This window comes from Aeromonas veronii (assembly GCA_041319085.1).
In the GTDB taxonomy this organism is placed as follows: Bacteria; Pseudomonadota; Gammaproteobacteria; order Enterobacterales; family Aeromonadaceae; genus Aeromonas; species Aeromonas veronii_F.
The window spans coordinates 1,501,488-1,522,849 of sequence record CP101033.1 but is presented as its reverse complement, the minus strand read 5'-3'; the positions used below and the strand labels follow the sequence as shown (position 1 = coordinate 1,522,849).

The window sequence follows — 21,362 nt, the reverse complement described above, 5'->3', positions numbered from 1 at the left end:
ACCAGGGAAACGTTTATGTTCAAGCCATTCTCACTGCTCGGCTCACACCTCAACTCGCACCGCAACTCTCGGCTCAAACAGCAGCTAAACGCCCTGCTGTGCGCCCTGCCACTGCTGGCCAGCGGCCCTCTGTTTGCCAGCCCTGATAACAGCTGGCAGCAGACCCTTGAGGAGGCGAAGGGGCAGACCGTCTACTTCAACGCCTGGGGCGGCAGCCCGGAGATCAACGCCTATCTGGTGTGGGCCGGGCAGGAGCTGGCGCGCGACTATCAGGTCAAGCTGGTGCAGGTGAAGGTGGATGACATCGCCCAGAGCGTCAGCCAGCTGCTGGCCAACAAGCAGGCGGGCAAGCAAGCTGGCGGCCCCATCGATCTGCTCTGGGTCAACGGCGAGAACTTCAAGGCGCTCAAGGAGCAGGGGCTGCTCGGCGCTCCCTTTACCGCCGAGCTGCCCAACATGGCGCTGGTCGACAGCAGCCTGCCGGTGAGTGAGGACTTCACCCTGCCGGTAGAGGGACTGGAAGCCCCCTGGGGCATCGGCCAGCTCAATCTGATGGTCAACACCGAAGAGGTCACCAGAGCGCCCACCTCGGCAGCCGCCCTGCTTGCGTGGGCCAAGGCCCACCCCGGCCGCTTCACCTATCCCAAGCCGCCCCAGTTCCATGGCTCCAGCTTTCTCAAGCAGATCCTGCTGGAGTTGACCCCGGATCCCGCCCCCCTCTATCGGGAGGCGACCGATGCCGATTTTGCCAAGCTCACCGCCCCGCTCTGGGCCTGGCTCGATGAACTGCACCCGGCACTCTGGCGCAAGGGCAAACTGTTCCCCACCAGCGCCGCCGAGACCCGTCAGCTACTCGATGATGGCGAACTGGCCATGGCTATCAGCTTCAATCCGCAGGAGGCGCAAAGCGCCGCCCAGATTGGCGCCCTGCCCCCCAGCGTGGAAGCGGTCGCCATGAAAAAAGGGGCGCTCACCAACAGCCATTTTCTCGCCATCCCCTTCAACGCCAGCGCCCGTGCGGGTGCCAAGGTGGTGGCCAACTTCCTGCTGAGCCCGGCGGCGCAGGCGCGAAAAGCCAATCCAGCCTTCTGGGGTGATCCCAGCGTGCTGCGGGCCGATGCGCTGCCTGATTCAGCCAAGGGGCAACCGGCACTGCGCTTCAAAGCGGTGGCCGAGCCTCACCCCAGCTGGCAGCTCAAACTGGAAGCGGCCTGGGCCGAGCGTTACGGTCACTGATGAGTGCCGCTGGTCACCCGCTTGCCCGCTCCCGACCGTCGCGCCGGTTGACGCGCCACCCCAGTATGAATATGGGGATGGCGGTCATTTATCTGGCAGTTTTAGTCATCCCCCTGCTGGCGGGGCTGTGGCAACTGCTGGCGGAGGGGATGACCGCCTCTCATCTTGCCTTGCTGCTGGCTCAGCCTGGCCTTTGGCACTCCGCTGCGCTGAGTCTGTGGATTGGCGCCGCCTCGACCCTCGGCACTCTGCTGTTGACCGCCCTGCTGCTGGCCCACAGCGATAGCCGGGCCTTCGAGCTGCTCCGTCGCCTGCTCTCGCCCATACTGGCCATGCCTCACGTCGCCTTTGCCATCGGTTTTGCCTTTCTGCTCGCCCCCTCCGGCTGGCTGCTGCGGCTCGTCTCGCCAACTCTGACCGGGTTTGAACTGCCCCCCGACTGGCAGACCATTCGCGACCCTCTGGGGCTCGGGTTGATTACCCTGCTCGTTTTCAAAGAGACCCCCTTCCTACTGCTGATGGCGATGGCCGCGCAACAGCCCATCCAGCTGGCACGCCAGCAGTGGCTGGGGGCGAGCCTCGGCTTCAGCGCCCCCCAGATCTGGTGGCGCCTGCTGCTGCCGGCGCTTTGGCCAGCCCTGCGCCTGCCCATCTACGCGGTGGCGGCCTACGGAGTGGCTGTGGTGGATCTCGCCCAGCTGCTCGGGCCAGACGCCCCCGCCCCGCTGGCGGTGCGGTTGTGGCTCTGGTATCAGGACCCGGACCTGCTCTGGCGCGGCGCCACCGCCAGCGGCGCCCTGCTGCTGCTCGCCATCACGGCGCTGCTCATCGCCCTGCTCAGATTACTGGAGTGGCTTCATCAAGAGATGGGCAAAGGCTGCTGGCTCGATGGCAAACGAGCAAAGCCCCACTCCTTTGCCAACCGGCTCGCAGCAGGCTTGGCATTAACCCTTATCACCCTCAATCTGGCGGTGCTGGCGGCCCTGCTGCTCTGGTCGCTGGCGCGCCGCTGGCCCTTTCCCGCCCTCTGGCCCAGCCAGTGGAGCGGTCACTACTGGCTGGATCTGCTGCCAACCCTGCTGCCACTGCTGACAACCAGCGCGCTGCTGGCGCTGGCGAGCGGATTGCTGGCGCTGGTGATGGCGGTGCTGAGTCTGGAGGTGCAAGCGGGGCGCAGCCCCTGGCCACTCTGGCTTATCTGCCTGCCACTGTTGCTGCCGCAGGCCAGCCTGCTGTTTGGTATCCGGCTCGGGCTAGACTGGCTTGCACATGACTCGATAAGCAGCGGCATTGGCTGGGGCTGGGTGCTCTGGAGCCAATTGCTGTTTGTCTTTCCCTATGTCTATTTGTGCCTGCACGGCCCCTATCGCCAGTTCGACCCGCGGCTCACCCAGAGCGCCCTGCTGCTGGGGGCAACGCCATGGCGAGCCTGGTGGCAGGTCAAAGCGCCGCTGCTGGCGCGCCCACTGCTGTTTGCCTTCAGCGTCGGGGCGGCGGTGAGCCTGGCCCAGTATCTGCCAACCCTGCTGTTTGGCGCTGGCAGGGTGGTCACCATCACCACCGAAGCGGTGGCCATCGGCAGCGGCCTCAACCGGCGGCTGGCGGGGCTCTACGGCCTGCTGCAACTGCTGCTGCCGCTCATTATCTATCTGCTGGCACTCTGGCTGCCGGCGCGGATCAATCCGGCGCTCAAGGGGAGCGGCTCACGATGAACTCTCATGATGGAAACAACCATATGCTGAGCACCACGCCTCTTCGACTTTACCTTGATGAAAATCTGCTGCTTTCACTGCCCGCCCTGCAGGTGGCCCCCGGCGAGATATTGACCCTGATGGGGGCCAGCGGCTGTGGCAAAAGCTCCCTGTTGGCAGGGCTCGCCGGGGTACTGCCGGGCGCGCTGACAGGAAATGGTCCAATCCGGCTGGAGGGGGAGGTAAGACTCGGCGAGCGGCCACTCAACACCTTGCCACCGCAGGCGCGACGCATTGGTATGCTGTTTCAGGATGATCTGCTGTTTGACCATCTGACGGTGGCGGAGAACCTGATGTTCGGCATGCCTGCGACCATCAACGGAAAACGCGCGCGGCGGGAAAAGGCACTGGCCGCATTGGCACAGGTCGCGCTGGCGGATCAGGCTGACAAGCTGCCGCAGTTACTTTCAGGGGGTCAGCGGGCACGGGTCAGCTTGCTGCGGGCACTGTTGGCCGAACCCGATGCCCTGCTGCTGGACGAGCCCTTCTCCCGCCTCGACAAGCCACTTCGGGCCGCCTTTCGCGAGCTGGTGTTCGCCCAGATCAAGGCGCTGGCCATCCCCGCCATCCTGGTGACCCACGACGCGGAAGACGCGCCGGGCACCATACTCCACCTCACCGAATCCTGTTTTTAACCGAGGAGTTCACCTTGTTTGACCGCCACCTGATCCCCGTGATCCGCAGCCCCCTCACCCAGCTTGCCAAGCCGCTCTGCCGCGCCGGGATCAGTGCCAATCAGGTGAGCCTCACCGGCTTTGCCATCGGCATGCTGGCGCTGCCGCTGCTGGCCTTTGGCTGCTATCAATGGGCGCTCGCGGCGATCCTGATCAACCGCTTGCTGGACGGGCTCGATGGCGCCGTGGCGCGGGAAACCGGCATCACCGATTGCGGCGGCTTTCTCGACATCACGCTCGACTTTATTTTCTACGCCGCCGTGGTGCTGGGCTTTGCCCTCGCCGCCCCCGCCAATGCGCTGCCCGCCGCCACCCTGCTGTTTGCCTTTATGGGCACCGGCTCGAGCTTTCTGGCGTTTGCCATCATGGCGGGCAAGCGGGGGATCGACAATCCGGTCTACCACCACAAGTCCCTCTACTATCTGGGCGGCCTCACCGAGGGGAGCGAGACTATCGCCCTCTTTGTGCTGATGTGTCTGTGGCCCGCCGCCTTCGCCCCGCTCGCCTACGGCTTTGCCCTGCTCTGCGCCATCACCACCCTGACCCGGCTCTGGAGCGGTTACCACACCCTGCGTCCCCCCCAGCGCTAAACAGATTAGCCCCATGGGAGGGCTAATCCATCGCACGATGAATTGGCTGCCAGCAAGGCGCACGGAACACTTGCACGGGAATGACAATGTTTTACCATGGCGACACTTTTGTCAGTCTCTTTGAGAACCCTATGCGTCGCCTTGCCTCTCTTCTCACTCTGTCGTTATTCCCCCTGCTCGCTGGCTGCAGCAGTGCCCCAACGCCCAAGCCCGTGGTCAAGCCCCAGCCCAACAGCGCCTTTATCAATCAGGCTCCATCGAGCAAACCCGTTTACACACAAGGGGTTAGCAAGGGGGATTTCGCCAATCGCCCCAATGTGGACAGGTTCGTCCAGAAGATGGTCGAGAAGCACGGTTTTGACAGCGCCCAGCTGCATCAGGTGTTGGCACAGGCAGAGCGTTACGACTGGATCATCCGCCTGATGGATGCCCAGGCGCCGACCACCACCAAGCCCACCGGCCCGACCGGTGCCTGGAACCGCTATCGCGCCAAGTTCATTACCCCCGACAACCTGCAAAACGGCGTCAACTTCTGGCGTGAATACGCAAGCGAGCTGAACCGAGCGGAGCAGATCTACGGGGTACCGCCGGAGATCATCGTCGGCATTATCGGAGTCGAGACACGCTGGGGCCGGGTGATGGGCAAGACCCGCATTCTGGATGCGCTGGCCACGCTGGCATTTGATTACCCACGCCGCGCCGAGTTCTTCACCAGCGAGCTGGAAGCCTTCCTGGTGATGACCCGCGATGAGGGGATGGATCCGGCAGAACCCAAAGGCTCCTTCGCCGGCGCCATGGGCTATGGCCAGTTTATGCCCTCCAGCTTCCAGCGCTATGCGGTGGACTTTGACGGCAACGGCCACACCAACCTGTGGGATCCGGTGGATGCCATCGGCAGCGTCGCCAACTACTTCAAGGCTCACGGCTGGGAGAAAGGCCAACCGGTGGCGGTGCGCGGTCAGGGCCAACTGCCCGGCTATGAGCACGGCTTCCAGACCCGCTACCCGGTCGCCACCCTGCGCCGCGCAGGGCTCACCCCCACCAGCAGCCTCGGCAACCACAGCGAGTCGAGCCTGCTGCGCCTGGATGTGGGCACCGGCTACCAATACTGGTACGGCCTGCCCAACTTCTACGCCATCACCCGCTACAACCACAGCACCCACTACGCCATGGCGGTGTGGCAACTGGGGCTGGCGGTGAAGGCGGCGCGCTGACCACGCGCAGGCATAAAACAGACAATGAAAAAGGAGCCATTATGGCTCCTTTGTTATATCCAACGTTCAACCCCATCACGGCTCAAGGGTGACGACCTGATTTAGACGCCTGCTTTAGCCAGCGCCGCGGAGACGATCTGCTGGGCCTCTTGCTGGATGAGGTCGAGGTGCGCCTCGCCCTTGAAGCTCTCCATGTAGATCTTGTAGATGGACTCGGTGCCGGAGGGGCGCGCCGCGAACCAGCCGTTCTCGGTTACCACCTTGAGGCCACCGATGGCGGCATCGTTGCCGGGCGCCTTGGTCAGCTTGGCGATGATGGGCTCACCCGCCAGGGTGGAGGCTTCCACCAGAGCAGGATCCAGCTTGGAGAGCACCGCTTTCTGGGCGCTGTTGGCCGGGGCGTCGATACGACGATAGCTGGAGCGACCAAACTTGGCTTCCAGCGCGTCGTAGTGAGCCTGCGGATCCTTGCCGGTCACCGCCAAAATTTCCGCCGCCAGCAGCGCCAGAATGAAGCCATCCTTGTCGGTGGTCCAGACGGTGCCATCATTGCGCAGGAAGGAGGCGCCCGCGCTCTCCTCACCGCCAAAGCCGAACTCGCCGCTATAGAGGCCATCCACAAACCACTTGAAGCCGACCGGCACCTCTTTCAGGGTACGGCCAATCTCGCTGGCCACCCGGTCGATCATGGACGAGGAGACCAGCGTCTTGCCGACAGCCGCATCCGCAGACCAGCCGGTGCGATGGGTAAACAGATACTGGATTGCCACCGCCAGATAGTGGTTCGGGTTCATCAGGCCAGACTTGGTGACGATACCGTGACGGTCGTAGTCAGGGTCGTTGCCAAGGGCGATGTCGAACTTGTCTTTAAGGGCAATCAGGCTCGCCATGGCGAACGGGCTGGAGCAGTCCATCCGGATCTTGCCGTCTTTATCCAGGGTCATGAAGGAGAAGGTCGGATCGACCTTGTAGTTCACCACCTCGATATTCAGGCCATAGGTCTTGGCGATGACGTCCCAGTAGGCGACGCCGGAGCCGCCCAGCGGATCGACACCGATCTTGATGCCTGCGTTCTTGATGGCATCCATGTCCAGCACGTTCTTCAGATCATCCACATAAGGGGTGACATAGTCGTGCTCGACCACGAACGGGCTCTTGAGCGCCTCGGCGAACGGCATGCGCTTCACGCCAGCCAGACCCGCTTCCAGAATGGCGTTGGCGCGGTCTTCTACCCACTTGGTGATCTCCCCTTCGGCGGGGCCACCGTGGGGCGGGTTGTACTTGAAGCCACCATCTTCCGGCGGGTTGTGAGACGGGGTGATCACCACACCGTCAGCACGGGCAGCAGGCTTGCTGGCCCCTTCTTTGCCAGAGTTGTAGCGCAGGATGGCGTGAGAGATGACCGGGGTCGGGGTAAAACCGAGGCCCGCCTGAATACGGGTTTCGACGCCGTTGGCGACCAGCACTTCGATCGCGCTGGCAAAGGCGGATTCGGAGAGGGCGTGGGTATCCATGCCGACAAACAGCGGGCCAGTGATACCGGCCTGCTGGCGATACTCCACCAGTGCCTGGGTCACTGCCAGAATATGGGATTCGGTAAAGGCATTGTGCAGGGCGCTGCCACGGTGGCCGGAGGTACCGAAGGCAACCCGCTGCTCGGGGCGGCTCATGTCCGGCTTGTTGAGGTAGTAGGCACTGACCAGACGGGGGATATTGGTCAGGTCGCTTAAACGGGCCGGTTGACCGGCGTGGGAATGCTGAGCCATGGCGTTTTCCTTGCGTAATGGCGGCCTTGCCGGGCAAGGCCTGAGTCTTGAAAAACCGTTAGATTGCGCCGCACACCTGCGCGATCACCTCTTCGCCATAGCCCATGCTGGCCATCAGCTGGGCCACCATGTTCTGCTTGCGGCTGGTGTTGGTGTTGGTGATCACCCAGAACGGGGTGTCCGGTACCGGCTTGGGCTTGGTGGTGCTGCCACTGGCGCGCAGAGCCTCGGGATCCCGCGAGAAATAGACGCGCTTGCGCCCCTTGATTTCGGTGGCCTGGGTAAACCCGACCGGATCGTCACGGTAGAGGGTACTGAGCACCTGCATAAAGCGGTTGATGGACTTCTCTTCCTTTTGCAGCTCACCGGAATCGAGCAGAGCTTGCAGCCCTTGCTGGGTGGCGACCGCACTGGGCTGCGCGACGGCAACGGGCTCGGCAACCGGCACACGTTGGTGAGCAGGCTGTTCCAGCAGACGGCGCAGGATATCGGAGGCACTCTCACCAATGTGCCGGGTCTGGCTGGCGATATAGAAGTAGAGATCGTCATCAAGCTCGATGGTTTTCATAGGGATGCGCTGGACTCGTCGAAATTCGGATGCGGCGATTATACATAGGCAAACCCGACAGCCCAAGCAAGGGGCGGACAGATGTACATGAATCTCATCGAGAATACGGCATAATAGCGGGCCAAGTGTGTGATCAGCCGCACTGATAGCCGATCCGGACGGGATTTTTTAGAAAAAAAACCACATAAATTTCCCATCCGTTAGATGAAATCCTTTTCTTTCCAGTGCGTTAAATAAAAAAGCGCTACGCACCCACGACCGACAAGGTGTCATTTTGCAACAAAACAGCATATTGAACTTCAAGGAGCAGGGTCAGGGCCCGGCCGTCATTCTGATCCACGGCCTGTTTGGCAGCCTCGACAACCTAGGCCTGCTGGCCCGTGCCCTCTGCGAGCAGTACCGGGTCATCAGCGTCGATCTGCGTAACCACGGCGCCTCCTTTCATGGCAGCGAGATGAGCTATCCAGCCCAGGCGGCCGATATCCTGACCCTGATGGATCGGCTGAATATTGCCGAAGCGACCCTGATTGGCCACTCGATGGGTGGCAAGGTGGCGATGCAGCTCGCCAAGCTGGCGCCAGAGCGGGTGACCAAGCTGGTAGTGGCCGACATGGCGCCGGTCGCCTATCCCCACTCCCGCCACCAGAATGTGTTCGCCGGACTCAACGCCACACTGCACACGCCGCCACAAAGCCGCGGCGAAGCGGAGGCCATGCTGGCGCAGTACATCGAGATCGCCGGGGTGCGCCAGTTCCTGCTCAAGTCGTTCGCCAGAGGCGAGCATGGCTGGGGTTGGCGCTGCAATGTGCCCGCGCTTGAGCAAAACTACGCCAATATCATGGGCTGGCCAGAGGATGATCGCCGCTTCGAGGGGCCGGTGCTCTTTATCAAGGGGGGCGATTCTGACTATATGCAGCCGCAATACAGCGAGGCGGCACTGGCCCAATTCCCGGCGGCAAAGGTGCGTGTCATCGCCGGCACCGGTCACTGGCTGCATGCGGAAAAACCGGCTCTGTTCAACAAATTGGTTGTGGATTTCCTGTCGACAGGCGGTTAACAGTTTCAAATCCTTTGTGATATAGTGCGCCCGTCATAAGGAGTGTGCGCAATCCATGCTAAGTGAACATATCGACCTGATCGAAAGTTTGGGCCTGAAATTATTTTTTCTGGCGATTTTCATCTTGATTGGTCTTGCCATTCATGACGTGCTCAAGCGCGGCAATGTGCCCCGTTTCGGCCGTTTTATCGTCTGGTTGGTACTGTTTCTGGGTTGTGCGGGTTTTGTCGCCAAGGGGCTGATCGAACTGGGCTGGGAAGGCTCAGGACTCGGCTAACTTATTTTCATCTGTGATGTATGGCCAAACAGCAAACTGATCGAACAACACTGGATCTGTTCGCAAATGAGAAGCGCCCCGGCAGGCCAAAGACCAATCCACTCCCCCGCGAGACCCAGCTCAAGATCAACAAGCGTAACCAGCTTAAGCGCGATCGGGAAAATGGGCTGAAGCGGGTAGAGTTAAAGGTGGAGGCCGAGTTGCTGGAGCGCCTGAACCAACTTGCGTTACAACAGAACATCAGCCGAGCCGAGCTGATCCAATCTATTCTGAAACAACAGATTGATTCCGCCTTTGCGGTGGACATTGCAGTCTGAGCGTTGAGCATTAACACCAAATACGGGTAACTAAACACTATGGCAAGTGTAGGTCTGTTTTTTGGCAGCGATACCGGTAACACCGAAGCTGTCGCCAAGATGATCCAGAAAGAGCTGGGCAAAAACCTGATTGAAGTCCGTGACATCGCCAAGAGCAGCAAGGCCGACATCGAGAGCTTTGATCTGCTGATGTTCGGCATCCCGACCTGGTACTACGGCGAAGCCCAGGCCGACTGGGACGACTTCTTCCCCGATCTGGGCGAAATCGACTTCACCAACAAGCTGGTCGCCATCTTCGGTTGCGGTGATCAGGAAGACTACGCCGAGTACTTCCTCGACGCCATGGGCACCCTGCGTGACATCGTCGAAGCCAAAGGCGCCATCATCATCGGTCACTGGCCGACTGCCGGCTACGAGTTTGAAGCCTCCAAAGCGCTGGTCGATGACAAGCACTTTGTCGGTCTGGGTATCGATGAAGATCGCCAGCCAGAGCTGACTGCCGAGCGCGTCAAGGGCTGGTGCAAGCAGCTGCATGAAGAGATGTGCCTGGGCGAGCTGGAGTAATCCGCCTCCCCTTTTCTCTCTGACAACAAGGGCCCCGACGGGCTGTCTCTTGATCACAACTATTGGTGCTCAAGAGACTGCGCCAGTTCGTAGCCTTCCAGGAGGGTCTGGAGTCGAAACCAGCCCTCCCATAATGCCGCTATTGAAGCCCGCCCCGTTCGTTTAGTGTCCTTCCAGCCCCCCAGCTTGGCCAGGCTCCGGTACGCCCATCTCATATCCGGCACCTTGGTTGGCAACGGCGTTTTCTCTACCTTTCGCCAAAGCAGCTTCCACCCCGTCGGGCCTATCACCGTTTCGCAGCTTTGATTCTGTGCCGATGACTCCTCGTTGATAAACCTCAATTGCAACAGACGCACCGCGATAAACGACAAGATGACGCACATCCGCTTCAGGTTATCCATGCTCTGCATCCTTAAGGTTTCTACCCGAGTGCCGGCACTCTTCCAGACCTTGTGATAATCCTCGATAAGCCAGCGCCGCTCGTAATAGCCGATAACCTTGCGGGCCTGTGCATCGTCGGTCACGGCTTCACTAGTCAGCAGGTGCCACTCCAGCCGGTCAGAGGCATCGCCCTGCTCAATGCATCCCACGTAGTAGAGCGGGATATCCGGCTCGTTACGCTTGTTGGCCGGAGCCTTTAGGGTGACTTTGGTAAACTTGATGTCGAGCACGGCCTCTCTGGCTTTTCTGCCGCCCCGCTGCGGTATTTTGACGACCTTGGTGCCGGCAGAGTGGCACTGCCGGGCATAGTCGTAGAGCTTGTGGTCATGCTCTTCGATACAGCGACTTTGCATCGAGCGCACCACAAAGCGTTGTTGGTTGCTCTGCTTGTAATGCAGATATTCGTAGATATCCGCTTCCCGGTCACAGACCGAGATAACGTTGGCCATCTGAGTGCCGAGACGGGCGGCAAAGGCCACGGATGCCTCCTCCCACTTGCGACTCTCTTTCTCCTTGTAAGGCCGGGTGGCATGCCGGTGGCTCTCTCCCCGCTTGCTGACATCACGGGTCCAGATACGCTGTGCAATCATGCCGACCACCTGCGATTTATGCGGAGCAAACAACAAGACGGAGTGAGCCAGCAGAGCGCGACTACTGCCTTGATTGGTGTGCCCCAGCTCATCATGGACGCTGGCATGGTTGAAGGTCAGGGCCGTGGTATCTTCCAGTGCCAGCAACAGGTCGTAGTCCCTGGCTAGGGCTGCGGTGGTGGCAAAGCCTGCATCAGCAATGGCATCGGCATTGACATGGTGGTTGCGAATAAAGCGATATGAGCCTTCCATGTCGGCGGGTGAGAGGGGAAGTTGTGACACGCAATCTCCGGGTTGTTGAGCAAGGGCGGTGGCGAGTTTGACGAGACGTTCAGTGCGTCTGGGGTCCTTGAGATTGGCATGGCCAAACTGGTCGAATGCCCATTGTTCGAGTTGGGTGAGATGCATATTAGAGCCGTGATAAGGGATGGCAAAAGAGTCAGATCACGGAGAAGGGAAAAGGTTCAAAAAAATCCCCAAGCGATGCTTGGGGATTTGTGTATAAGAGACAGCCGACGGGGCCCTTGTTGTATCTGCTTGTTGCGATGCCTGCCTTTATTCTCCCCTGTTATTCACCTCTGTGCTCCGGTTTGGCTCGCACATAGAGGGTGCGCTTGACCTGTGCCACCAGTTCGCCGCTCTTGTCCTGTACCGTCACCTCGAATTCGGGGAAGTGTTTGTTGCCCCCCTCGGTCGCCGCCACGATGTCGGCCAGCTTGCCCTCGGTCAGGTTGAACTCGGCCACCAGCTTGCCCTTGCCGGGTTTGATGTAGTTGATGCTGCCCGCCTTGTCCCAGACGTAGTAGCGATTCTTGAAGTAGCCCATCAGCATCAGCGGATAGATGGGATCAGTCATGGCAAACATGCTGCCGCCAAACTGGGTGCGGTTGGCATTCTTGTTCCACCAGCGGGATTTCAGGGTCACCCGGCAGTAGCGAAAGTCATCGCTCAGGGTTTCTATCTTGATACCGGCACCCCAGAAGGGGGGCCAGGCGTTGAGTGCGCGCCGCACCCAGGCCGCATTGTCAAAAAGCCAATCCATGGATCTCATCCGACCAGAAATATGAAAGTTACATCTTATCAACATCTGCCATGCCAGCAAGTCGGAAGACACGATTGATTATTTCAATCCAATCGGCCATTTATGACTAAACCCATTGAATTGCTGGGTTTATTTTTAGGGAGGCTCCGACCTATAATGACAGGCCAAGCGAGTTCAAGGTTGCCATTCCTGCGGCAGTCCATCAGAATAACCCCACCTTCGAGAATGCGAATAAGTAGAATATGGCAGACAACAACCAAGCGTTAAAAAAGGCCGGGCTCAAGATCACCTTGCCCCGGGTCAAAATCCTGGAAATCCTGCAACAGCCGGATTGCCAGCACACCAGCGCCGAAGATCTCTATAAACGACTGATCGACCTGGGTGAAGAGATTGGTCTCGCTACCGTCTATCGCGTTCTCAACCAGTTTGATGATGCCGGTATCGTTACCCGTCACCACTTCGAAGGTGGCAAGTCGGTATTCGAACTGGCCACGCAGGAGCACCACGACCACCTGGTTTGCCTCGACTGCGGCAAGGTGATCGAGTTCTCCGACGAGGTGATCGAACAGCGCCAGCGCGAGATCGCCAAGAAATTCAATATCCGTCTCACCAACCATAGCCTCTACCTCTACGGTCACTGTACTACCGGTGAGTGCAAGCACAACGAATAAGTCGGCCGCGGCTTGCAGATAACAGACAATAAAAAAGCCAGCATCAGCTGGCTTTTTTATTGTCCGGCGCAGGCCGTCTGGCATCACACAGGGCAGGGTCTCCCCTGCCCCACTGAGTTAGCCTTCGACTTTGCCCCAGGAGTCGCGAAGGGCAACGGTGCGGTTGAACACCAGATGCTCCGGGCTGGAGAGCTTGTTGTCGGCGCAGAAGTAACCTTCGCGCTCGAACTGGTAAGCCTGCTCCGGCTTGGCGTTCTTCAGGGAGGCCTCGACACGGGCCCCCTCGATGATCACCAGTGAATCCGGGTTCAGCGCGGCTTCGAAGTCATCCTCGGCACCCGGGTTCGGTACCTTGAACAGACGGTCGTAGAGACGCACTTCCGCTGGCAGGGAGTGAGTGGCGCTGACCCAGTGGATCACCCCTTTCACCTTGCGACCATCGGCCGGATCCTTGCCCAGCGTCTCGGGGTCGTAGCTGCAGTAGATGCAGGTGACTTTACCATCGGCATCTTTCTCGATGCGCTCGGCCTTGATCACATAGGCATTGCGCAGACGCACTTCCTTGCCCAGTACCAGACGCTTGAACTGCTTGTTCGCCTCTTCTTTGAAGTCCGCTTCGTCGATGAAGATTTCGCGGGTGAAGGGAAGCGTACGGGAACCCATCTCGGCATTGCTCGGATGGGCCGGGGCAGTCAGCACTTCGTCGGCAGCCAGGTTCTCAATAACCACTTTCACCGGATGCAGCACGGCCATGGCACGCGGCGCATGCTCGTTGAGGTCTTCGCGGATGCAGGCTTCCAGCATGCTCATCTCGACGATGTTGTCCTGCTTGGTGACGCCGATGCGCTTGCAGAACTCGCGGATGGAGGCCGGAGTGTAACCACGACGACGCAAACCGGAGACGGTCAGCATGCGCGGGTCATCCCACCCATCGACGTGCTTCTCGGTCACCAGCAGGTTCAGCTTGCGCTTGGACATGACGGTGTATTCGAGGTTCAGACGTGAGAACTCGTACTGACGGGGGTGGCAGTCGATGGTGATGTTGTCCAGCACCCAGTCGTACAGACGACGGTTGTCCTGAAACTCCAGGGTACAGATAGAGTGGGTGATCCCTTCCAGCGCATCGGAGATGCAGTGGGTGAAGTCATACATTGGGTAGATGCACCACTTGTCGCCGGTCTGGTGGTGGTGGGCAAACTTGATGCGGTAGATCACCGGATCACGCATCACCATGAAGGGGGATGCCATGTCGATCTTGGCGCGCAGGCAGGCGGTGCCTTCGGCAAACTCGCCGTTCTTCATCTTGGCAAACAGCGCCAGGTTCTCTGCCACGCTGCGATCGCGGAACGGGCTGTTCTTGCCAGCTTCTGTCAGGGTGCCACGGTACTCGCGCATCTGCTCGGGCGTCAGCTCGTCCACATAGGCCAGACCCTTTTCAATCAGCTCGATGGCGTAGCCGTGCAGCTTGTCGAAATAGTCGGAGGAGTAGCAGATCTCGCCGCTCCACTGGAAGCCGAGCCACTGCACGTCCTGCTTGATGGACTCTACGTACTCGATATCTTCCTTCACCGGATTGGTGTCATCGAAACGCAGGTTGCACTGGCCCTGATAGTCACGGGCGATACCGAAGTTCAGGCAGATGGACTTGGCGTGGCCGATATGGAGATAACCGTTCGGCTCGGGCGGAAAACGGGTATGCACGCTGCTGTGCTTACCGCTGGCCAGATCTTCATCAATGATCTGACGAATAAAGTTAGTTGGGCTGTTCGCCTGACTCATGGCTCACCTCAAAAAAGCGTCACTGGCGGAAGTTGTGCCGGCTGGCACCCTCAACCCCCCGCCGTCAAGCCGAGTATGATCCCTTATTACGGGCGCTGTCTCAACCTGAATTTGGCAATCCCGGACCATTTCCCGGCCATTGCACCGCTAAAAACGGAAGGGGTTGGCACATTGCGCAGCAAATGCATAAAAAAGCCCCGCACAAGGCGGGGCTGAAAGTGATGAAAAATAAATCAGACAATACACACACAACAAAGGCTCACACGCACAGTCAACCTTTCCCAAACCCGATGCGCCATCAGCCTTGGGAAAGGCGGGTCTTGCGACCCACCTCATGTTAACGGTTGACTGCTATCAGTTCAGTTCGGTGACGCGGCTGGTGCGCTTGCCATCGAAGCTGGTAGTACGCAGGTAGACCTTGCCATTCACGCTCGGCTTGGCCGCGGCGTCATAGGCACTCCAGTTGGAGCCGTCCAGGCTGTACTGGATGGGCAGACCCGGCAGATCCACGTTTGCTTCCAGCACACCGTTCACCACTTTGGCACCCGGTACGGAGAGGCGGTATTCAACACCGGCCTGATCCAGTTTCGGCAGCACGCGCTGACCCAGTACGTTGGCAAACTGGTTCCACTCTTTGTTGAGGGTGGCCTTGTTGACGAACTTGGTCTCGCCGGAGAACTCGCGGTTCTTCACGTAATCCAGCTCGAAGCCACCTTTGTGCCAGGCACGCTCGGCCACGGAGAAGATACGCGGGTAGACCATGTACTCGTACTGAGCATCGGTACGCACGGTTTCACTCCACTGCTGACCGGAGATCCCCTTGAACTTGACCGGATCCTGGTCACCCTTGGCCACGAAGGCGTTGCCGTCGCGGTCAACCGAGGTCTCGGCGTTCTGCGGCAGGTTTTCCGGGGCGAAGGCGAACACCTTGCGGGTGTCGTTGAAACGGGTTGCCCAGTAGTAGCCACGCTCGGCCGGATGTACTTCGTTCGGGAAGTCGAAGTAGAGGTAATCCGGGTTGGACAGCACCACTTGGTAACCCTTGTGCGCCCACTTCATCGCTTCGTTGAAGCCACCCCAGTAGAGGGTTTCCCAGAAGTTGACACGGGTGTTGTCGGTGGCGAAGTCTTTGGCACCGCTGGCGTACTTCAGGCCATCTTCCCACGCCTGCAGGGTAGAGAAGCCGCGGTCTTTGACCATCTGGCCCACTTCCTTGGCGAAGTAAACCGGCAGCTCGCCCACTTCCTTGATCTTGCCTTCGTCGATCATCTTCTGGCACATCGGGGACTTGCCAAACGGCTTGTCCTGCTTGCTGGAGTCGACGTTACCTTTCCAGGCGACCAGCTCTTCTTTCTTGGTGACGGCCGGATCCTGATAGCCACCGCCCTGCATGATGTTCTTCGCCTCATCACCACCGTAGTGCCATGCGGTCAGCGGCTGACCGGCGGCCTGGTGCATCTGGGCAACTTCATCCATCACCTTGGCCACGAAGGTGGCAGCACCCGGCTGGCAAGGGTTGATGAAGGACATCTTGTCGTAGAACTGGACGGAGGTGACGTTGGAGGTATCGGCCGGATCAGTCAGACGGAACTGGTTGGCTTCCGCCTCTTTGCCTTCCGCCATCAGACGCTTGTAGCGCGCTTCCATGGAGACCACGGCAGCACGGGCATGAGCCGGCATGTTGATCTCGGGGATCACGGTCACACCGCGGGCCTTGGCGTAGCGAACCAGATCCACGTAGTCAGACTTGCTGTAGAAGCCGGAGCCCTGATTGTCGCTGGTCGGGCCAGAGCCCAGTTGCGGCATCAGGCACTTAGTTTCGGACTCGTCGTGGCAACGCTGGCTACCGACCTGGGTCAGCTCCGGCAGACCCGGGATCTCCAGACGCCAGCCTTCATCGTTAGTCAGGCCGAGGTGCAGCACGTTGAGCTTCATGGCAGACATCTGGTCAACCAGCTTCTTCATGGTCTCCAGGCTGCGGAAGTGACGGGCCACGTCGGTTTGCATACCACGGTACTCAAAGCGCGGCGCATCCTCGACGGTCATCGGGCTGACCATCTTGTCGTTGACGCCCAGCAGCGAGATCAGGGACTGAGCACCCCAGTAGGCGCCTTCGATGTCGTGACCCTGGATCACGGTGCCTTTCTGACCGATGGTCATGTCATAGCCTTCAGCCTGCTTGAGCTTGCTGCCGAGCTTGATGGTCACTGGGTAGCCGGTGTCGGAGAGGGTAACACCCAGCTTGGTCAGTTGAGCCTTCAGGGCCTCGGCGCGATCGCTCGGCAAGTCCAGGGCATTAAGTTTGATGGTGGAGAAGTCAACCTGCGGGCCGGCCTTGACTACCTGCTTCATCGGGGTCGGCAGGATCTGGTTGTCAATCTTGCCAGCCGGCAGCAGGGTGCTGGTCTGGTTGGCCGCGAAACGGGTTTCGCTGTTCATCAGGATGTTGTTGTCATCCTTGGTGCGCTTCCAGCCATCGGCCGGCATCGGCTTCTCGTAGGTGCTGGCATCATTGATGTTGCTCATGCTGGCCAGTACTTTCGGCTCGGCACCTTCGCTGGCGACATACCAGTTCGGCATGATGTCAGATTCGAACAGTACCCAGTATTCCACCACCAGCGGCACTTCGACCGTAGCATCCTTGGCAAAGCCCTGGAACTTCTCGGTTGGCGTCAAACGATAGAGATCGCCGGTCAGGTGAGTGATGGTGAACTGGTCGTTATCCACCCGCTGGATACGACGGATGGAAGAGACGTAGATGCTCCAGTCTTTGGAGGTCACGTCCGCACCGGTATTGGTCAGGTGCAGCTTGGCAACGCCACAGCTCGCCCACTCGGAACCGAGCGCCTGGCAATCGAGGCCGGCACCGGCACCGTCGTTGGTGACCACTTCATACTTGACCACCAGGTTGTTGGCGAGGGAGTCGACCACAGCCTGCTTGGCGGCATCGGCTGCCAGCGCGGGGCCGGCAAAAACGGTAGACATGGCAATGGCTAACAGAGAATGTTTCAAGTTCATAACTGCTGCTCTCATTTGAAGTAAAGGTTGGATTTTCTTGGCTTTTTTATATTGGGCCCCTGAGCGGGGCCCTTAGTTATGTCAACAATGGACTTAGACTTGAGGTGAGCGAGTCGCTCGATTAACGCAGGGCTTTCATCTCACCGGCGATGATTTCGGCCAATGGGCCCAGAATCACCTGCAGGTTCTGCTCGCCGAGCTTGACCACACCGGCCGCACCCAGGGCTTTCAGCTTGCGCTCATCGACGATGCTGCGGTCTTTCAGGGTCAGACGCAGACGGGTGATGCAGGCATCGATGGAGACCAGGTTCTCTTGACCACCCAGCACTTCCAGGTATTGCTTGGCCAGCTCGGTACGGTCGGTAGATTGAGCGGCAGCCGGAGCTCTCTCTTCGTCATCTTCACGACCCGGGGTTTTCAGGTTGAATTTGGCGATGACGACGCGGAACACCACGTAGTAGAGGCCGAAGAACACCAGACCTTGTACCAGCAGCATGTACCAGTGGGTGGCCAGCGGGTTACGGCTGGAGAGCACCATGTCCACCAGACCAGCGCTGAAGCCGAAACCAGCCATCCACTGCATGCTAGCCGCGATGAACAGGGAGATACCGGTCAGGATGGCGTGCAGCAGATAGAGCAGCGGTGCCACGAACATGAAGGAGAACTCGAGCGGCTCGGTGATACCGGTAAAAATGGAGGAGAGTGCGGCAGCCAGCATGATGGCAGCAACCTTGTCACGATTCTCCGGCTTGGCGGCATGGTACATGGCCAATGCAGCGCCCGGCAGACCAAACATCATGATCGGGAAGAAGCCCGCCTGATACATACCGGTTACACCCAGTACCGCCTTGCCTTCAGCCAGCGACTTGGCGCCGCCGAGGAAGTTCGGGATATCGTTGATGCCGGCTACGTCAAACCAGAATACCGGGTAGAAGGCGTGGTGCAGACCGACCGGGATCAACAGACGGTTGATGAAACCGAAGATACCCGCGCCCAGCGGCCCCAGATTGATGATCGACTCACCAAAGGCGATCAGGGCACCAAACAGCACCGGCCAGACATACATCAGGATAAAGGAGACGAGGATCATCACCACTGAGGTCACAATCGGCACCAGACGACGGCCAGAGAAGAAGGCCAGCGCCTTGGGCAACTCGACAGTGCTGTAGCGGTTGTAGATCACCGACGCAATGATACCGCACAGGATCCCGATGAATTGGTTGTTGATCTTGTTAAAGGCCGGCGAAACCTGATCGACCGGGGTGTGCTGGATCATCGCCACGGCGGCTGGGCTCAGCAGGGTGGTGAGCACCAGGAAGCCGACCAGACCCGCCAGCGCAGCAGCACCGTCTTTATCCTTGGATAGGCCATAGGCCACACCGACAGCAAACAGCACCGACATGTTATCGATAATGGCAGCACCCGCCTTGATCAGGAACGCCGCCAGGGCGCTATCCCCCCAACCAGTAGGGTCAATCCAGTAGCCAACCCCCATCAGAATTGCAGCGGCCGGCAACGTCGCCACCGGTAGCATCAGCGCACGGCCGATCTTTTGCAAATAACCGAGAATGTTCACGGTTCCTCTCCTTAGTTAATGTTTTTTCAGAAATTAAGTGCTTATCACGTTTGACGCATAAGCCATCAAGGCTTGATTGGCAGTCTAGGGCATTTATTTCGCCGCACAAATTAATAAACCAATAAACGTGATCGTTATCACCCAAACAAGATAAAGGTGGCGGATAGAAGTGGCTTAGTTTGCAATCTTTATTTACGCTATAAAACAACTTGAGTCCGTCTTAGCCCATTGCCACCGCCAAACCGGTCGCAACCCGACACAGAGGTATCCTTCATGCGCCTGATCCCGTTGAAATCTGCCAGCCAAGTAGGCCAGTGGTCTGCCCGCTACATCGTTGACCGCATCAACGCGTTCAAACCCACTGCCGAGCGCCCTTTCATACTGGGCCTGCCGACCGGTGGCACCCCGCTCAATACCTACAAGCGCCTGATCGAGTTGCACAAAGCCGGTGAAGTGAGCTTCCAGAACGTGGTCACCTTCAACATGGACGAGTACGTTGGCCTGCCGGCAGACCACCCGGAGAGCTACCACAGCTTCATGCACAATAACTTCTTCAATCACGTGGATATCCGCCCCGAGAACATCAATATCCTCAACGGCAATGCCGAGGATCTGGTGGCCGAATGCAAGCGCTACGAAGACAAAATCAAGTCCTACGGCCGTATCCACCTGTTCATGGGTGGCGTGGGCAATGACGGCCACATCGCGTTCAATGAACCGGCCTCTTCGCTGGCCTCGCGCACCCGGGTCAAGACCCTGACCGAAGATACCCGCATAGCCAACTCCCGCTTCTTTGGTGATGACGTCAATCAAGTGCCCAAGCTGGCCCTGACCGTGGGTGTCGGCACCCTGATGGATGCCGAAGAGATCCTGATCCTGGTCACCGGTCACGCCAAGGCGCTGGCGCTGCAGGCCGCCGTCGAAGGCAGTGTCAACCACATGTGGACCATCTCCACCCTGCAGTTGCATCCGAAGGGAATGATGGTGTGCGATGAGCCCTCCACCATGGAACTCAAGGTCAAGACCGTTCGCTACTTCCAGCAGTTGGAAGCCGCCAACATCGGCCGTCTGTAAGGAGCCGTCATGTACGCATTGACCAACTGCACCCTCTACACCGGCAGCTGCGTGCTGACCGGCTACGGGGTACTTATCGAGGGCGACAAGATTGTCGCCATCTCTCACCTGGCAGAACTGCCTGCGGGTATCGAGCAGATTGACCTCAAGGGTGCCAATCTGACCGCTGGTTTTATCGACGTGCAGCTCAACGGCTGTGGCGGGGTGATGTTCAACACCGACATCACGGGCGAGACGCTGACCACCATGCAGGCCGCCAACCTCAAATCCGGTACCACCAGCTTCCTGCCGACCCTGATCACCAGTCCGGATGCCGACATGAAGCAGGCCGTTGCGGTCGCCCGCGACTACATGGCGGCCAACCCCAATGAGGTGCTGGGTGTCCATCTGGAAGGGCCTTATACCAACCTCAAGCGCAAGGGGATCCACCCTGCCGCGCAAATTCGCCAGCCAGCGGACGAGATGATCGACTTCTTCTGCGCCAACGCGGATGCCATCACCAAGATCACTCTGGCACCGGAGCGCAACGAGCCGGCCCATATCCGCCGTCTGGTGGACGCGGGCATTCTGGTCTCTGCCGGTCACACTGCCGCCAGTTACGATCAGGCGATGGCCGGGTTCGATAACGGCATTCGCTTTGCGACCCACCTCTACAACGCCATGACCCCGACTCTCAACGGTCGTGAGCCGGGCGTCGTGGGCGCCATCTATGATCGCAAGGATGTCTATGCGGGCATCATCGTCGATGGCCACCATGTGCACTGGGCCAACGTGCGTCTGGCACACCAGGTTCTTGGCGAGCGACTGGTGCTGGTCACCGATGCCACCGCCGCCGCCGGGGCGCCGGAAGGCTTTGAGAAATTTGATTTTTGTGGCACCACCGTCTTTTTACGCGATGGTCAGTGTGTCGACGAGAATGGTACACTCGGCGGTTCCTCCCTCACCATGATTGAGGGGGTGGAAAATCTGGTCAAGCAGGTCGGATTACCGCTCGATGAAGCACTGAGAATGGCCAGCCTCTACCCTGCTCGCGCCATTGGATGGGATTCACGTCTCGGTAGTATCCAGGTCGGTAAAATAGCCAACCTCACTGTCTTCGATCAGGACTTCACGGTCCGTGGGACCGTGGTTAACGGACACTACACACAACAGTGACA

Annotated in this window: 19 protein-coding genes; 12 read left to right on the top strand and 7 right to left on the bottom strand. The window is 59.3% G+C overall.

What is annotated here, in order from left to right; all coding sequences use genetic code 11:
* Positions 1–15: 15 nt before the first annotated feature.
* The 5 genes from NMD14_07340 (at position 16) to mltB (ending at position 5,465) form a co-directional block, all read left to right on the top strand.
* Entirely contained in the window at positions 16–1,236 is a 1,221-nt protein-coding gene (locus NMD14_07340) for an ABC transporter substrate-binding protein (GenBank protein ID XEI34206.1), read from the top strand.
* Positions 1,237–1,313: 77 nt separating this feature from the next.
* Positions 1,314–2,948: an ABC transporter permease gene (locus NMD14_07335; protein ID XEI34205.1), complete on the top strand. Its 1,635-nt coding sequence runs from the start codon at positions 1,314–1,316 to the stop codon at positions 2,946–2,948.
* A gap of 23 nt (positions 2,949–2,971) precedes the next feature.
* Positions 2,972–3,622: an ATP-binding cassette domain-containing protein gene (locus tag NMD14_07330; GenBank protein ID XEI34204.1), complete on the top strand. Its 651-nt coding sequence runs from the start codon at positions 2,972–2,974 to the stop codon at positions 3,620–3,622.
* A gap of 14 nt (positions 3,623–3,636) precedes the next feature.
* Positions 3,637–4,251 (top strand): CDP-alcohol phosphatidyltransferase family protein, encoded by a 615-nt coding sequence (locus tag NMD14_07325; protein XEI34203.1) that lies wholly within the window; start codon positions 3,637–3,639, stop codon positions 4,249–4,251.
* Positions 4,252–4,382: 131 nt separating this feature from the next.
* Positions 4,383–5,465, top strand: coding sequence for a lytic murein transglycosylase B (mltB, locus tag NMD14_07320; protein ID XEI34202.1), 1,083 nt, complete (start codon positions 4,383–4,385; stop codon positions 5,463–5,465).
* A 101-nt stretch (positions 5,466–5,566) separates the two neighbouring features.
* On the opposite strand, the gene pgm is transcribed toward mltB, so the two are convergent.
* Entirely contained in the window at positions 5,567–7,231 is a 1,665-nt protein-coding gene (pgm, locus tag NMD14_07315; GenBank protein XEI34201.1) for a phosphoglucomutase (alpha-D-glucose-1,6-bisphosphate-dependent), read from the bottom strand.
* Positions 7,232–7,289: 58 nt separating this feature from the next.
* A complete protein-coding gene (gene seqA / locus NMD14_07310) occupies positions 7,290–7,799 on the bottom strand; it encodes a replication initiation negative regulator SeqA (protein XEI34200.1) in 510 nt (169 codons plus the stop codon).
* A 274-nt stretch (positions 7,800–8,073) separates the two neighbouring features.
* On the opposite strand from seqA, the gene NMD14_07305 reads away from it, so the two are divergent.
* Genes NMD14_07305 through fldA form a run of 4 tightly spaced genes read left to right on the top strand, consistent with a single transcriptional unit; the run spans position 8,074 to position 10,014 of the window.
* Entirely contained in the window at positions 8,074–8,856 is a 783-nt protein-coding gene (locus tag NMD14_07305; GenBank protein ID XEI34199.1) for an alpha/beta fold hydrolase, read from the top strand.
* A gap of 55 nt (positions 8,857–8,911) precedes the next feature.
* The gene (locus tag NMD14_07300) at positions 8,912–9,133 is read left to right on the top strand and encodes a DUF2788 domain-containing protein (protein XEI34198.1); all 222 of its coding nucleotides are present in this window, start codon (positions 8,912–8,914) and stop codon (positions 9,131–9,133) included.
* 20 nt (positions 9,134–9,153) lie between these two features.
* Complete coding sequence (gene ybfE, locus NMD14_07295; GenBank protein ID XEI34197.1) at positions 9,154–9,450, top strand: LexA regulated protein; 297 nt, start codon at positions 9,154–9,156, stop codon at positions 9,448–9,450.
* 39 nt (positions 9,451–9,489) lie between these two features.
* On the top strand, positions 9,490–10,014 hold the full coding sequence (gene fldA, locus NMD14_07290) for a flavodoxin FldA (protein ID XEI34196.1): 525 nt from the start codon (positions 9,490–9,492) through the stop codon (positions 10,012–10,014).
* Between the two features lie 59 nt (positions 10,015–10,073).
* On the opposite strand, the gene NMD14_07285 is transcribed toward fldA, so the two are convergent.
* Entirely contained in the window at positions 10,074–11,453 is a 1,380-nt protein-coding gene (locus NMD14_07285; protein ID XEI34195.1) for an IS4 family transposase, read from the bottom strand.
* A gap of 160 nt (positions 11,454–11,613) precedes the next feature.
* Positions 11,614–12,087 (bottom strand): DUF4442 domain-containing protein, encoded by a 474-nt coding sequence (locus tag NMD14_07280; protein XEI34194.1) that lies wholly within the window; start codon positions 12,085–12,087, stop codon positions 11,614–11,616.
* A gap of 242 nt (positions 12,088–12,329) precedes the next feature.
* Here NMD14_07280 and fur point away from each other — a divergent pair, with 242 nt between their 5' ends.
* Positions 12,330–12,758 (top strand): ferric iron uptake transcriptional regulator, encoded by a 429-nt coding sequence (gene fur / locus NMD14_07275; GenBank protein ID XEI34193.1) that lies wholly within the window; start codon positions 12,330–12,332, stop codon positions 12,756–12,758.
* A gap of 117 nt (positions 12,759–12,875) precedes the next feature.
* On the opposite strand, the gene glnS is transcribed toward fur, so the two are convergent.
* The 3 genes from glnS to nagE all read right to left on the bottom strand — a co-directional run bounded on the left by glnS (position 12,876) and on the right by nagE (position 19,131).
* Positions 12,876–14,537 (bottom strand): glutamine--tRNA ligase, encoded by a 1,662-nt coding sequence (glnS, locus tag NMD14_07270; protein ID XEI34192.1) that lies wholly within the window; start codon positions 14,535–14,537, stop codon positions 12,876–12,878.
* Between the two features lie 354 nt (positions 14,538–14,891).
* Positions 14,892–17,555 carry a carbohydate-binding domain-containing protein gene (locus NMD14_07265; GenBank protein XEI34191.1) on the bottom strand — a complete coding sequence of 888 codons (2,664 nt, stop codon included), beginning with the start codon at positions 17,553–17,555 and terminating at the stop codon, positions 14,892–14,894.
* 121 nt (positions 17,556–17,676) lie between these two features.
* Complete coding sequence (nagE, locus tag NMD14_07260) at positions 17,677–19,131, bottom strand: N-acetylglucosamine-specific PTS transporter subunit IIBC (GenBank protein XEI34190.1); 1,455 nt, start codon at positions 19,129–19,131, stop codon at positions 17,677–17,679.
* Between the two features lie 273 nt (positions 19,132–19,404).
* On the opposite strand from nagE, the gene nagB reads away from it, so the two are divergent.
* A complete protein-coding gene (nagB, locus tag NMD14_07255) occupies positions 19,405–20,205 on the top strand; it encodes a glucosamine-6-phosphate deaminase (protein XEI34189.1) in 801 nt (266 codons plus the stop codon).
* Between the two features lie 9 nt (positions 20,206–20,214).
* Entirely contained in the window at positions 20,215–21,360 is a 1,146-nt protein-coding gene (nagA, locus tag NMD14_07250) for an N-acetylglucosamine-6-phosphate deacetylase (GenBank protein XEI34188.1), read from the top strand.
* Positions 21,361–21,362 lie beyond the last annotated feature (2 nt).